15 protein-coding genes are annotated in these 14,229 nt (G+C 44.9%); 11 read left to right on the top strand and 4 right to left on the bottom strand.

The features are described from left to right. Window positions 1-16 precede the first annotated feature (16 nt). Window positions 17-1,987, bottom strand: coding sequence for an acetoacetate--CoA ligase (locus tag J4N37_RS17880; RefSeq protein ID WP_252042997.1), 1,971 nt, complete (start codon window positions 1,985-1,987; stop codon window positions 17-19). 221 nt (window positions 1,988-2,208) lie between these two features. Here J4N37_RS17880 and phhA point away from each other — a divergent pair, with 221 nt between their 5' ends. Together phhA and J4N37_RS17870 are read left to right on the top strand one after the other, a co-directional pair. Next, window positions 2,209-3,003, top strand: coding sequence for a phenylalanine 4-monooxygenase (gene phhA / locus J4N37_RS17875; protein WP_252042995.1), 795 nt, complete (start codon window positions 2,209-2,211; stop codon window positions 3,001-3,003). Beyond that, window positions 2,993-3,331, top strand: coding sequence for a 4a-hydroxytetrahydrobiopterin dehydratase (locus J4N37_RS17870; RefSeq protein ID WP_252042994.1), 339 nt, complete (start codon window positions 2,993-2,995; stop codon window positions 3,329-3,331). The genes phhA and J4N37_RS17870 overlap by 11 nt, the downstream gene beginning before the upstream one ends. Window positions 3,332-3,743: 412 nt before the next feature. On the opposite strand, the gene J4N37_RS17865 is transcribed toward J4N37_RS17870, so the two are convergent. Further along, window positions 3,744-5,513 (bottom strand): choice-of-anchor I family protein, encoded by a 1,770-nt coding sequence (locus J4N37_RS17865; protein WP_252042993.1) that lies wholly within the window; start codon window positions 5,511-5,513, stop codon window positions 3,744-3,746. Between the two features lie 498 nt (window positions 5,514-6,011). Between J4N37_RS17865 and J4N37_RS17860 the strand changes: the two genes are divergently transcribed. Continuing rightward, window positions 6,012-6,356, top strand: coding sequence for a HopJ type III effector protein (locus tag J4N37_RS17860; RefSeq protein ID WP_010451393.1), 345 nt, complete (start codon window positions 6,012-6,014; stop codon window positions 6,354-6,356). 60 nt (window positions 6,357-6,416) lie between these two features. Here the strand turns inward: J4N37_RS17860 and J4N37_RS17855 are convergent, their stop codons facing one another. Next, window positions 6,417-6,725, bottom strand: coding sequence for a cysteine-rich CWC family protein (locus tag J4N37_RS17855; protein ID WP_252042992.1), 309 nt, complete (start codon window positions 6,723-6,725; stop codon window positions 6,417-6,419). A gap of 161 nt (window positions 6,726-6,886) precedes the next feature. On the opposite strand from J4N37_RS17855, the gene J4N37_RS17850 reads away from it, so the two are divergent. The 4 genes from J4N37_RS17850 (at window position 6,887) to J4N37_RS17835 (ending at window position 9,230) form a co-directional block, all read left to right on the top strand. Next, window positions 6,887-7,585, top strand: a complete 699-nt coding sequence (locus J4N37_RS17850; protein WP_252042990.1) for a DUF3313 domain-containing protein — start codon at window positions 6,887-6,889, stop codon at window positions 7,583-7,585. Between the two features lie 3 nt (window positions 7,586-7,588). Next, on the top strand, window positions 7,589-7,804 hold the full coding sequence (locus J4N37_RS17845) for a DUF3820 family protein (RefSeq protein ID WP_010451398.1): 216 nt from the start codon (window positions 7,589-7,591) through the stop codon (window positions 7,802-7,804). A gap of 42 nt (window positions 7,805-7,846) precedes the next feature. Next, window positions 7,847-8,089 carry a hypothetical protein gene (locus tag J4N37_RS17840; RefSeq protein ID WP_010451400.1) on the top strand — a complete coding sequence of 81 codons (243 nt, stop codon included), beginning with the start codon at window positions 7,847-7,849 and terminating at the stop codon, window positions 8,087-8,089. Between the two features lie 379 nt (window positions 8,090-8,468). Beyond that, window positions 8,469-9,230 carry a DUF2076 domain-containing protein gene (locus J4N37_RS17835; RefSeq protein ID WP_071234310.1) on the top strand — a complete coding sequence of 254 codons (762 nt, stop codon included), beginning with the start codon at window positions 8,469-8,471 and terminating at the stop codon, window positions 9,228-9,230. 423 nt (window positions 9,231-9,653) lie between these two features. Here the strand turns inward: J4N37_RS17835 and J4N37_RS17830 are convergent, their stop codons facing one another. Beyond that, the gene (locus J4N37_RS17830; RefSeq protein WP_010451403.1) at window positions 9,654-9,902 is read right to left on the bottom strand and encodes a hypothetical protein; all 249 of its coding nucleotides are present in this window, start codon (window positions 9,900-9,902) and stop codon (window positions 9,654-9,656) included. 259 nt (window positions 9,903-10,161) lie between these two features. Between J4N37_RS17830 and pcp the strand changes: the two genes are divergently transcribed. The 4 genes from pcp (at window position 10,162) to J4N37_RS17810 (ending at window position 14,145) form a co-directional block, all read left to right on the top strand. Further along, window positions 10,162-10,800: a pyroglutamyl-peptidase I gene (gene pcp, locus J4N37_RS17825; RefSeq protein ID WP_010451405.1), complete on the top strand. Its 639-nt coding sequence runs from the start codon at window positions 10,162-10,164 to the stop codon at window positions 10,798-10,800. Window positions 10,801-10,978: 178 nt separating this feature from the next. Then, a complete protein-coding gene (locus J4N37_RS17820) occupies window positions 10,979-11,242 on the top strand; it encodes a hypothetical protein (protein ID WP_010451409.1) in 264 nt (87 codons plus the stop codon). Window positions 11,243-11,306: 64 nt separating this feature from the next. Beyond that, window positions 11,307-12,293 carry a CobW family GTP-binding protein gene (locus J4N37_RS17815; RefSeq protein ID WP_010451411.1) on the top strand — a complete coding sequence of 329 codons (987 nt, stop codon included), beginning with the start codon at window positions 11,307-11,309 and terminating at the stop codon, window positions 12,291-12,293. Between the two features lie 163 nt (window positions 12,294-12,456). After that, the gene (locus tag J4N37_RS17810; RefSeq protein ID WP_252042989.1) at window positions 12,457-14,145 is read left to right on the top strand and encodes a sensor domain-containing diguanylate cyclase; all 1,689 of its coding nucleotides are present in this window, start codon (window positions 12,457-12,459) and stop codon (window positions 14,143-14,145) included. The last annotated feature ends 84 nt before the right edge of the window (window positions 14,146-14,229 follow it).

The following is a 14,229-nucleotide window of genomic DNA, read 5'->3' as shown; positions in this document are numbered from 1 at the left end:
TGTTTACTTTGATTTGCTAGACAAACGTGAGTTGTCGAATTTCTTCCAGGACTTCTGGGTTCGAAATCGCACCTAAGTTCTCGACTTCCTTACCATTAATGACTTGTTTGACGGCAAGTTCCACCAGTTTACCTGAACGTGTTTTAGGAATGTCATTGATGGAGAATATTCGGCTTGGTACATGCCTTGGCGAGCAGGACGTTTTGAGTCGTGATTTAATTTCGGCAACTAATCCGTCATCTAAAGTGACACCAGAAGCGGTCTGCACAAATAGCCAAATTTGTTCGTTTCGATCGACCTCTTTACCTACAGCGATAGAATCGACAATGCCTTCAAGAGCATTCACTTGCTGATAAATTTCCGCAGTACCGATGCGCACACCACCTGGGTTCAACAATGCATCGCTGCGACCATAGAAAATGAGCCCACCTTTGGCGCTTCGTTCTACATCATCACCGTGGTGCCAGATATTATCGAACATGTCCCAATAGGCACTGTGGTAGCGTTCACCAGTATCGTTCCAAAAGCCGACAGGGAAGTTAGGCATGGAGTTCGTGCAGACGAGCTCTCCGCGCTGTTCATTCACGCTTTGACCCTGTGAGTCGAACACTTGAACATCAATGCCCAAGCCAGCGTACTGGCACTCACCACGATAAACAGGCGAGATAGGGTTGCCTAAGACAAAGCAGCCACAGATGTCTGTTCCGCCTGAGATGGAAGCCAAATGGAGGTCTTGTTTGATGTGTTGATAGACGTAATCAAACTGTTCTGGATAAAGCACAGATCCAGTAGAGCAGAGTGTTCTTAAATTAGGGAGTGAGTAATCTTTGATGGGTGACAGTCCGGCTTTTTCTATCGCTTCTAGATACTTGGCGGCAGTGCCAAAGAGACTCACCTCGGCTCGCTGTGCTAAATCCCACAAAACATCAGGCGTTGGATGAACCGGGCTACCATCAAAGATCACCAAACATGCGCCGCTTGCAAGGGCAGACACGTGCCAGTTCCACATCATCCAGCCACAAGTTGTGTAGTAAAAAACACGATCTTTAGGCTGAATATCTGAATGAAGTTGGTGCTCTTTTAGGTGATTTATAATCGTGCCGCCAACCGAATGGACAATGCACTTAGGCTTGCCTGTCGTGCCGGAGGAATAAAGCACGAACAATGGGCTATTGAATTCAACGCGAGTGTAATGAAGCGGAGCAGGGGAGTATTGATTTATGACGTTTTGCCAATCGTGAGTACAAACGTCACATTCAAGCGAATGAGGTTTGAGGTAACCGATCTGACACACTTGTTTCAGTCCATCAAGGTGATCCGCGATATGATGGTTCTTCTCCGACATATCGAAGGTTTTGCCATTGAAGGTATAGCCATCGCAGGTAAACAGGACTTTTGGCTTCACTTGTCCGAAGCGCTCAATAACGCTCTCTACCCCAAAATCAGGGGAGGTAGACGTCCAAGTTGCGCCTAAGCTGGTGGTGGCTAGCATTGCAATAACAGTTTGTGGCATATGTGGTAAATAGCCAGCAACCACATCACCTTGCTTGATGCCGCACTCTACCAACCATTGCTGAACGCTCGAGACTTCATTACACAGCTCTTTCCATGTGTAGGTCTGTTTATCTCCGCGTTCATTTTCGAACCAAATTGCCAGCTCATCGGCTTGTTTCTCTGCCAAGCTGAGTAGATTCTCTGCATAGTTAACTTGTGCTTGAGGGAACCACACGGTGTCACGGTTTGACATAGGCGATTGCCAGCGGCTCTCACCTTGCGTTTTGATTGTATTTCCTTGCGTTCCAATCAAGTCACAAAACTGCCAAACCTCTTTCCAAAAATGCTCGTTGTGCTCCAAAGACCATTGGTGCAAATCCGAGTAGTTTTTGAGCTCGAAACCCTGTCGATTAATGTGTTCGATAAACTGCGTGATATTGGCTTGCTCGATTCGATCTTCCGTCGGCTGCCAGACTCTGTTGCTCTCGCGCATAGCTCCCTCTATAACAAAGATTTAACGTTTTCAGTCTGAGGTGAACCAGAAATAAAGTCAAACTCGTTGGAGAAACTAGCTCCTTATGTATATCAGTGTGTTAGGCGTTAATGTAAAGAAAATGTTACACCTGAATTTTGATTGAAAAATGGTCAGGGGATTGGAAGGTGAAAAGAGTGTAGATAGGCTTAATGTAAAGGATTTGTTAGCGGAGATGTGCAATGACTCAGTATCATTCAAAACCCGTCGATCAGGATGGAAGGGTAGAATGGAGCCATGAAGAGGATGCCATTTGGCGCGACTTGGTAACCAGACAAATGAGCGTGATTCAAGACCGTGCATGCGATGCGTATCTGCATGGACTTAAGCTGCTTGATTTACCCCAGGACCGAGTGCCACAACTGCCCGAAATCAATCGTGTTTTGATGGAAACCACGGGCTGGCAAGTGGAGCCAGTGCCAGCATTGATCGACTTTGATCGTTTCTTCAATCTGCTTGGCAACAAACGCTTCCCAGTCGCGACGTTTTTGAGAACGCGAGAAGAGCTTGATTACCTACAAGAGCCGGATTTCTTCCATGAGATTTTTGGTCATTGCGCCATGCTCACCAACCCTGATTTTGCCGCCTTTACCGAGCACTACGGACAGCTTGGACAAGCTGCGACACCAAAGCAGCGAGGGTTCCTTGCCCGTCTATATTGGTTTACAGTCGAGTTCGGCTTGGTCCGAGAAGGTAATCAAACCAAAATCTACGGTGGCGGTATCCTTTCATCTCCGGGAGAAACCATCTATTCATTGGAAAGCGACATCGCGATTCGAGACGAATTCGATCTTCAAACTGTGCTAAGAACCCCTTACCGCATCGATATCATGCAGCCGAAATACTACGTGATTGAAGATTTGTCCCAGCTTTTCCAAATCAGCCAACTGAATTTATTGAAACAAGCCGATCTAGCGATTGAAGCCGGATTGCTTCCACCACTTTTTGAACCAAAGGAACCTGCTCATGTTGAATGAACAAAAATGCGAAGCTTGTAGTATCGATGCCATTGCACTTAGTAAAGAGGAACAACAGTCTCTGCTGCTGCAATTGTCTGATTGGCAGATCATTGAGAGAGATGAGATTCCTCAACTTGAGAAGGTCTACAAGTTTAAAAACTTCAAACAAGCGTGGGCGTTTAGCAACAAGATTGCCGAGCTTGCAGAAGATGAATTCCATCACCCATCTATCTTGTTGGAGTGGGGCGAAGTGACCATCACGTGGTGGAGCCATTCTATTAAAGGTCTGCATAAGAACGACTTTATCTGTGCTTCGAAATGCGATGCCTTGGCGATTGAAGAATAGAGCTGAGTGATTAAAGAGAGATTCCGGTCATCTCGTTCCTCGATTCCGGAATGACGTCGGTGATGGGGTTACTCAGAACTGCAAAATGGTCTTTGCTAGGATGGTACCTTCTGTTAACTCGAACTTTTATTTCTCCATATTCTTTAGTTGTGTATTGAGCATTGGAAAGTACAGTTCAGAGATAGTCGGCATGACGTTGGTAGTGATGGTACTACTTGGAGGTGGAAGAGAGCTTTTCCACTTTGCAGGCTAGAATCGTTCTAAACTGTTAGGTTAGCTTCCGTCATTCTCGAGAGCGACGAAGGAGCGAGTCGGGAATCTCACTCTCAAATAATACTAACGCGTTACAAAAAGCGCCCGAATTTAAGTTCGGGCGCTTTACTTTTAATTTTGTTGTCTTGAAGAGCGAGAGTTAAAGCTCAATTCGAAACACAGATGTTGTCCCCGACACTTCATTACCAACCGCAATAAAGTGTTGTCCGTTACGAGCAAAGTAGTTGATTGACTCTGGCGCCAAATCACCTGCTTTTGGGTTGTAAGTGTTGTTCGCACATTCGCTATCTTCCACTTTCGTACAAACTGGTTGGCTGTAATCACGACGGTTTACGTAATGCAGGAATTGCGCTTGCTTCGGGTCTGTGATGTCATAAATCATGATGCCGCCTTGACGCTCCAAGCCGATGAACGCGTAATGACGACCATTGATTTGTGCCACTTCAATCGCTTCTGGCTCAATGCCTTTGTCGTCGCTGCGGTCATCGCCGCTGTCATTGTTATCGTTAGTGCTGTTGAAGTTCTTACCTTCATTCATCAATGCGATGGTCGCGAAATCGTCACCACTATCGAAAACCAACTCACCGTTTTCATCCCAAATAGAGAATGAACGTGCGCCAAAGGCTTGAACATTGTCTTGTGCAGAGAGCGTGTGCTCAGGCTTAATCACTTTTAGACGCGCGAGTTGTTTGTTGTCTTTTAGTGCCTCTGCCAATGGGTGGTCTGCTGCGACTTTCAGCTTCTTACCGCGCACTTCATCAACATGGCTTAAACAGGTGCCTTGCTCAGAAGTATATTCATCTGTACCGAGGTAATCGTCTTCATCCCACTTAAAGCCTGCTTGGTCACATAGAGCTTGTGTTGTTTTGAAGCCATATTCACGACCGTCACCTTCGTTGGCAGAGAGTATGTACGTTTTACCGTTTACGGAGTAGCTGTCGAGGGTATCTGGCATGTACAGACCAACCAGTTGAGGGTAGCTCTTAAAGTTGCCAATGATTTTGTCTTTGTTCGAAGCATCCAGTTTTGAGTCCGACCAAGATTTCTCGCCCAGACCCACAATCTTCTCTACCGATTTGCTTTCAGGGTTTACAATTGCCATTGCATTGTTCTCTTGCAGTGCAACGTAGATTTTACCGTTTTCAGCAAAGGTGAGGTATTCCGGCTCTAGATCCTGCGCCACCGTGGCATTTGGACCAGAGATTCGAACATCAGCTGGTAATTCAGACTTACGTGCTCCATCAAACTCATTGAAACCAATCTGCGTGACGTCTGCTTGGTTTACGCCTTGGCTCAAGTCGATCAATGTGATGCTGCCTGCTGGATCGACACTGTAGTCACCATTTGGCTCACCTTCGTTTGCTGTCGCAATGTATCTGCCATCTTTTGAGAAGCCAACCATGTCTGGCAGTGCGCCGGTAGGGAAGGTGGTGATCAGCGACAAATCATCCGAGCGGTACAAGCCAACAATGCCATTCGCCTGCTTATTGCTGTTTTCAATCGCTACAGCGACTAAACCATTAAAGACAGCAACGCTGTTTGCCGCACCAATTTCAACGCCTGCTGCTTTGCCCGCGCTGTTGACATCAATGAAGGCGGTTTGCGTTGGTGCGCCGTTGTCATCCATAGAGAGCACATCGACACGTTTCGCTTGAGCGTTGACTACGTAAAGCTTGTCAGTACACGCATCATATTGAACGATTTCTGCTGCTGATGTGTCGAATGGTGCGTCAGCGATAGACGTTCCCATAAAGGTCAAACCTTGGATGGATGCCTCTCCCGCAACAGTTGCTACCGACGCTTTGCATTGGGTTGCAAACGAAGAGAGAGAATCGTCAGGTTGAGATGAACATGCGATGGCAAGTGAAGATAATGCCAATACGCCTATTGCCTTAAATGGGGTGGTCATGATATTTCCTTATTAAACGGATACAATGTCACTCAATGCACCTAAAGTAGATATCTATTCATTCACCAACACAGTGAAGAATAGCGCATTGATTGAAGTGTTATGAGGGGCTGTTGATCTTTCGCGGTTAAATTTTGTTCGAGATAAAATCGTTTTAGGCGAGGCAAGGAGTGTGTCGCCTAGTCGTTCTAAGCAAATACTCCTTAACAAAGCATGAAACGATTTTAGCCGAACCCTCCGGGCAGCGTTTGTTGGTCATTTCTACCGCGTTATCGACTTCTCATGTAGGCTAGCTACATAGCAAAGTCTCTGCCTTGTATAAATGTCCAACAATTCGCTGCAAAAATCAGCTCGAAAGGTCAACAACCCCTAAATAAGGCTCTGAATATATGTATGATTTATGACCCTTATATTGGCTTTTGATGAAACAAATGTGTCAGTTTTAATCTGAACGTATGTCGAACACTTAAGATGAAAAGACACTAGGAACTAGAAATAATGGAACTAAAACAATTTTTGGATGCGCTATCGGCATCACCAGAGACAGTAGAATTTGAAACGACAATGGCAGCCATTGAGGCAAACTACGAGTTTACGCCAGCGGCCTTTGTGAATGGTGAAACGCAGAATAATGCAGGTGAGAACAACGGTTCATGCAAGATCTTCGCTTTTGGTCAACTGAATAACCTAAGCAAAGAAGCAACGTTGGCGTGTTTTGGTCGCTTCTACCGTGAAGACGTATTGGCACATCCAGAGAACAACGACCATCAAAACATTCGTAACTTTATGGTGACAGGCTGGGATGGCGTGAAGTTCGAATCCCAAGCGTTAGCGCAGAAATAGTTCGCAGAACTTACCTTCATTTCAATGATAGCCAGTCCGCTATGTCCTGTATTCGATAGGTTAGGCGACTGGCTTTTTCTCCAAACATTTACGACACAAACAAAGCTGTCCCGCTTCTGGCTTGGGTAGGTCTCTAGTCTCAATATCAAAGCACCAACACGTCTCTTTCCCCGCAGCAATATCGCAGTGCGCGTTCGTGCCACACTCAGGGCATAAATGGGTTGAATCATTTCCAACCAATTGCTCGATGATCGCGTCTCGTTGAGCATCGGACTTATCTTTCCACTGTACGATTTCTTCCATGGTTCGGTGACAGCCAGAACAGATACCGCCGTTATTTTTACAGGCTGCGCGGCAAGGTGACTTCATTATTTTTCTCGTTTTGCTTTCCAGTAAGCGGCGTACTTTAACATGAAATTGTGTAGCGGGAAGCTCAATCCTCGATTCAGCAAAATACCCATTAGGTGAATAAATACTGGTCAATTTTATATGGAATGGTAAGCTGTATATTCAAAATTTGAGGAGTTGGTATGTTTAAGTCATTGGTAGAGCGTTTGTTTAAAGCTTCGGTAGTCGTATCTCTGGGTTTTGTCTTGAGCGGATGCACTGGTGGTCCTGTCGTAAGTGCGACGAAATTCACCAGTTATGAAGATTTTCGTCCAGGCCCAGAGGGTGGCGTTGATCTTGTTTGGGCCAGAGTCGGTTTGCGCGATGCTACTCGGTTGAAAGAGAAAATGGATGATTACGACAGCGTGGTAATTGACCGAGTAATGGTTGTGGTTCAAGAATCTGAGCTCGATGATGAAGAAATCCAAGAGCTGACAACTTACATGGTTGAGCAGTTAAAAGCGCGTATCTCACCCGTAAAAAAGGTTGTCGACCAACCCGGAGAAAAAACACTTCGCTTGAGTATTGCGGTCAGTAATGTGGAAACGCCGAATCCTGTCCTTGCTGTCACTTCAAGTATTCTGCCAGTTGGTTTAGGGATCTCTACCATCTCAAAAATCACGACAGGTGAGCACACCAATGTAGGTTCCGCGACAGTGGAGTTACTTGTGAGTGATTCAAAGAGTGATACGCCGCTGTTTGCTGCAATTGATCGCCAAGCAGGGAACAAAGACTTCTCTACCATGATTGATTCTTTAGACGACGCCAAAGATGCAATTAACTGGTGGGTCGATCGCTTGGGTGTTACTCTTAGCCAAGATTTATCCCAACAGACTCCGTAGTATATGTTAGAAAAAGAAAACCTTATCAAACTCGCTCGAATGCAAATGCCGTTTGGCAAATACGCTGGGCGTGTACTTATTGATCTCCCAGAAGAATACCTACTCTGGTTCGATAAAAAAGGTTTTCCGGAAGGGGAGCTAGGTGACTTGTTGAAACTCTGCCTTGCATTAAAAATTGAAGGCCTAGACAGTGTTGTTAAGCCTTTAAAGCGCATGTAATCTGCTACAGCAACTCCCCCATTTTTAAATAAAAGAATGTCCATGAATTTTGATATCAATACATTGAAACACCATCAACTCGTCGAAGATGGCCAACTAGAAGGGTGTTACCTTCATCAGCCCGCTCAAGGTAGTCAGCAAAATGACAAAGCCGTTTTGGCAGAACGCCAAGCGTTGGAGAAGATGGGGTACAAGGTAATACAGGTTAAAGCCAAAGGCGGGACAACAACGTTTGCCGAAGCGATGCAAGAGTTTGCAAAGAAGACCGGTCACCAGCCTAAGTAGTAAGTGAATGGGGCTGGGGCTTTTTACATCAGTTAGTTAGCTCCTGCTGTTACCATTTTGTCCATTCGTGAGTTAACGCAATATAGGTTTCCCCAATGTGGAGTTTGGACACGTTTTACAACACTGCTTGGACCTAAAAGTTAAGGGGTTAGGTTCGGTTATGAAGCCGTTTAAGTACGCCCCTTTCCTACGATATTAGAGACAGAAACCACCATCCTCCTAACTTATTAGAGAGTCGAAGCAAGCCAATTTGTTTGCTGACAGACCTACACACGATAGTGGAAATTTGCAATATAAGTTTGTTTTGCTATCGGTATCAGGTAATCGGCGTATTGTGCGGATCTGTAATTTTATTTCTCGTCGCTATGCGAGGATATTTATGACTCCACAAGAACAAGAACTTATTCAAAAATTGGCTGATAAAATGCGTGTTAATCAAAGCAACGCAAAAGACGCCGCAGCCGCTCAGCTAATCCAAGAGCAGATCGCATCTCAATCCGACATTGTTTATCGTCTTACACAAGTCGCTCTGGCGCAAGAAGTTGCACTCAAAGATCTAAAAGAACGTAACGAGTATTTGCAACGCAATGCAGATTTTTATAAACAAGAATCTAACAGAGGTAGCCTGAACCGTATGTTTGGCAGGGCCAGCACACCACCGTTGCCACCTCAGCCTGCTTACCGTCCTAGTGCCTTTGGCGGCTTCATGCAAACAGCTGCCGGTGTTGCCACTGGGATGGTTGCGGGAAGTGCATTAAGTCATCTTTTATTTGGCGGTGAGCATAGTTCACCGATGGTGGAAGATGTTACCAACAACACCATCATTGAGCAGCCTGAAGAAAGCGCAGACTCCCAAATAGATCCCTCACAGAATACCTCTAGTCAACCAACTGATACAGCAGATAACAGTGGGGGCTTTCTGGATGGCACCGATGGTTATACGCAGGATTACACAGGTGGAGGTTGGAGCCAAAATTCAGGTTTTGATGATAATTCGGCTTTTCAATCGTCAGGTCTTGATGATGGTAACGCGTTTAATGATGATACGCTCACAAATAATGATGCTGATAGCTTTGGTGGGGGGAGTAGCTTTTTTGGTGGCGATGAGATCGACTTTGGCGATGATGATAGCTTGTTCTGAATCATGAAAGCTGAGACAGCGTCGTTAAACCACTAATTAATAGTAACCAAATACTCAAATAATCGCTGCTTAGTCAGCGGTTTTTTGTATCTAGTCTTGTATACCCATATACGTAAAAAAGCCCCGCTTAGCCCAAGGCTGTCAAGCGGACTAGGCGAGGCAAAAAGAACAGCTAGGAACTCTGTTCTTTGATGGTGTCTGGAAACGAATAGTTGAATCGTCTCCGAAATAAATTTTAGGAATTTCTGACGCTGTTTTGTCAGCGAAATGTCACGACTCTACATCATGCCGGCAAGCTTATTTTTTATTTTTGAACAATAGCTTAGGAAGCAATCGGACTTTGTAGGAATCGGCGAAGTGTTCTGACGAAAGGCACAAAAAACTCGCTATGTAAGCGAGTTTTCTGTCAATTGAAGTTCTGGATTAATGTCGACGTTGAGGGCCGTGACGAACGATGTCTTTACCGTGTTCGTAAACATGTTGAGAAACCCAACGGCCAAGAACCAGTTGATGCTTGTCATCTAGTACCGCTACAAATGGGCGGCCATCTGTGTTGTTTGTCGCTAGTGCTACGCCTGCGACGCCTTCAAGGCCTAGCGCACCACTTTCAACTAGGTGTAGGAAAGCTTCTAGCTCTTCCAATGTTTCGATAACGTGATTATCAATATTCATTGTCTTCAATCTCTTCGAATTGTAGATACTCTATTGGCGCGTACTCTACCTAAGTTGCAGTGAGAAACCAAGCAACGATTTGATTGGAATAACCGAGGTCGCGGGGTAAAGAGGAGCGTATCTCATATTTGTCGGCAATTGGGCGTCGTGATCTTGGGCTGGTCATATCTGCAACATAATAAAACTTGGCTTTGTGATGCTAAGTTGTTGTAAATTCGAGTACTAACCTCAGAGTTTTACCATTAAAGGGAACAGCCCAATGAAGAAAGTACTAATTACAGGTTTTGAACCGTTTGGTGGTGAATCCATCAATCCCGCTTTGGAGTCTGTAAAACGACTCGACGGGAAAAAACTCAATGGTGGGGAAATTGTTGTTTGCCAAGTGCCTGTAACGCGTTACGAATCCATCGATACTGTGATTAGTGCTATTGAGCAACACCAACCAGATATTGTGATTACAGTAGGGCAAGCGGCAGGACGCGCAGCGATTACGCCAGAACGTGTAGCGATTAATATCGATGATTTTCGTATTCCCGATAATGGTGGTCATCAACCAATCGATCAGCCCATTGTTTCTAGTGGTCCAGATGCGTATTTTACTACATTGCCGATTAAAGCGATGACTAGTGCTCTTCAACACGCAAACATCCCATGCCAAGTTTCGAATACCGCAGGGACATTTGTCTGTAATCACCTCTTTTATGGTGTTCAGCATTACTTACGTGATAAATCCATTCGTCATGGGTTTGTTCATATCCCACTTTTACCTGAGCAAGATGCGTCAGGAAATCAGCCTACCATGTCACTAGGCGTTATTGTTGAGGGGCTCAAGCTATTGGCTCAAGCCGCTATTGATAATGAAGCTGATATAGCCGTCACTGCTGGCCAAATCTGCTAACAAACAGAGTTAACTTGAGTATTTAAGCAAACACCGAGCGAAGACATGCTCGGTGTTTTTGTATCTGTTAAGTCGCTCAAATTATGTTCGTTATGAAAGGAGTAGCATTAATTCATCAAGTAGAGGAGTTGACTCTCATTCTGGTTGGTGTCCCATTCAATAAAAAAGGCGAACTTTCATGAAAAGCAATAGAAGTAAGATCATTGCGCTTTCCTCTGCGGTTGTTTTCGCTTTGGCTATTGCTGCCCTAAAATTCGAAAACACCCTTGGACTGCTTCCTATCCTTATCGCTATTGGCGCGTTTTTTACTTGCGTCATTCATACCAGCATGCATCTTTCTGGTGTGGGAAATGCAGATACGTTTGGCTATTACGAACGCTCGCAGCGAACAAAGGCGAAAGCACTACATAAAGGCTTAGATTCCCGCGATAAAAAGCGTTGAAGCAAGTTACATTCTCCGTATACTTTGGCAAAGCATTTAAAGCACAAGCTTGTCGGAGAAAAGCATGTCACATCGAGTACCTACTAACATACTGACGGGATTTCTTGGCGTCGGTAAAACCACGACCATTCTGAACTTACTGAAAAACAAACCAGAAAACGAAAACTGGGCTGTGTTAGTGAATGAGTTTGGTGAGATAGGTATCGATGGTGCGATGATGACCGACCAAGGAGCGCTGATCAAAGAAGTACCGGGCGGCTGCATGTGCTGTACGGCAGGTGTCCCTATGTCTGTTGGTATCACGGCTTTGCTGCGTCAAAATCCAGATCGCCTTCTTATTGAGCCAACGGGGTTAGGCCACCCCAAGCAAGTCATAGCCACACTGACTTCTGAGCAATACTTGCCATACGTTGACCTTAAAGCAACTATCGCGCTTGTGGATCCGCGCAATTTAAGTGACGAAAAGTACCTATCAAATAAGAACTTTGTTGATCAATTAGATAGCGCAGATGTGGTCATCGGTAGCAAGGTCGATCTGTGTACCAGTCATGACATTGACGTATTCAACAATTGGGTAACCGACCAAACGCCTTCAAAAGTGTTCAGTAAGCTGATTCACGATGGTGACTTACCGATTGAAGTGTTGGACATCGAACGCGTGCACGGTAGTGCATCTTCCCACATTGAAGCTCATCACCATGACCATGCACATCAAGAGCCACAATTCCAATTGCCTCCTGGTGAAGCCTTTATCCGTAAAGAGAACAAAGGGCAGGGGTACTTTAGTTGTGGTTGGTTGTTTGGCGCAGAATACACGTTCAATTTCGACCAACTGTTCTCAATGCTATCTGAACTAACGGCTGAACGTGTGAAAGCGGTGATGAACACAGATCAAGGTTGCTACGCGTTTAATGTAGCAAATGGCGTTGTATCCGTTAACCAAATGAGTCTAGAGGGTTTCGAATCACGTCTAGAGGTCATTGACTCGCAATTGATGCCTTGGGATCAGTTAGAAGCGATCCTGCTTAAGCTTTGTGGCATATCTGAATAAGCGCCCACCAATATTGAACAAGGTCTGAGCAAATGCTCAGGCCTTTTTAATTACCTTTCATTGTTGAGACGATAGAAAACTATCATCGTCATAAGTCTATCTGTATGTGATTGGCGTCACTATAATTGCTGGTTTTCTCATGGAATAAGAAACCGGGGCGCACTTGAATCCTACCTTACCCTTCTCAAAACTGAAGTTCTTCTGCCTGCGTTTTGTCGTGATTTTCTTTCTGCTCGTCGCTGTGTTTGGGGCTATCATTTACTACGATACATCTGCGTCTGAAGAAGCGGAGAAGAGTAATATTCGTGTTCAACAAAAAGCACTTCTGGAAGGTAAGAAGCAATACATCGAGTGGGTGATGAGTTCGGTTGTACGAGAGACTGCCTTGTTGGCCGACATTATGTCAGCAAAGCGAGTTTATGAGATTAACGATCTTCGTCTGGGTGAGCAGCGCAGTGCGCAGCTTTCTCGTTTGAGCTCGATTCTAGAAGCAGTAAGCCAACGAAAAGAAGTCTATGATCAGTTGCGCTACATTGATTTGGAAGGTAATGAAGTTGTACGAATCAACTTTAATCATGGTCAACCCCAAGTGGTCCCAGAAGCGCAACTTCAAAACAAAAGTCATCGTTACTATTTCTCAGAAGCGCTTCAACTTGGTTGTCGCAGGATTTATGTCTCGCCTCTAGATTTGAATATGGAGCACGGACAAATTGAAGTGCCCGTCAAGCCGATGATCCGCCTAGCAACGCCTGTTTTAGATGAAAGTGGGAATAAGCGCGGCATTGTGATTGTGAATTATTTAGCTCAGTACCTTATGGAAGGCATGCAACTGTTCAACCTCGATAGGGGGACAAATTACATGCTACTTAATAGAGATGGATTCTACCTGTTCAACAAAGAGCACCGCGAGGCGGAGTTTGCGTTCATGTACGACGACCGACAAGACGAAACCATTTATGCGTCGTACCCTGAGTTAGCCGATCAAATTCGCAATACCCTATCCGGGCAAATTGAAACGGATGAGGGCATTATAACGATTGAATCGGTTGGGGCTGTGGATCGCATCAATCCATACTGTTTTCAGGAATACCATCTGAGTGAAAACAGTTCGACGGCTTGGAAATTGGTATCTTACGTCGATTTCAGTAAAAGAAAACAGCTCTGCAACTCGCAGTACGAACGTGAGTGGTTAATGCAAGTGGGTGCGGTGTTGAGCATTTTACTGGCCTATTTCATTGCGCGCTTTCAGCTTCGCGCGTTTTCCGACAACCAACGTATTCACTATTTAGCACATAATGACAGTCTGACTGGTCTGGTTAACCGAGCCGCTTTTCAAAACCAAGCATCTGAGACTTTATCGCAATCCTTGAAAGCGGGTAGAGAGGTTTGCTTAATATATCTAGACCTCGATAGTTTTAAGTTTATCAATGATGAATACGGTCATGCGGCGGGCGATAAGACCCTTCAACACGTTGCTTCTGTGATGCAGCGAGTATTTGGCAGTAAAGCGCTTCTTGCTCGATTAGGGGGAGATGAGTTTGCCATTATGCTAAGCAGCCAAGAACATATGCGGGATCCAGAACATTTTGCGTCGTCTTTGATTCAATTGATTCAAGACCCGATAGAAGTTAGCCCTGGTGTATTCCACCAAGTGACGACCTCAATTGGCGGCTGTTATGCGAAAGAGAAAAGCTGTACCTTGGATGAGTTAATGCATCAAGCTGATATGGCGATGTATGAAGCGAAGAAGTCGGTAAAAAACCGTTATTTCTTCATCCAACAAGGAAAAACTACGCATAAAATTAACAGTTCGGAATCGAGTGATGCAAAATTCCATGAGTTTTTATGTTAACGCATGAGAAAAGTGAGATAAATCACTGGAATTCGGGTATAGTGCACCGCTAAAATTTTTATAGCTATTTAGTGATTTGTTTAA

Origin of the sequence: Vibrio sp. SCSIO 43153, assembly GCF_023716625.1 — a bacterium.
Taxonomy (GTDB): Bacteria; Pseudomonadota; Gammaproteobacteria; order Enterobacterales; family Vibrionaceae; genus Vibrio; species Vibrio rotiferianus.
This window is presented reverse-complemented; position numbering and strand designations above follow the sequence as displayed.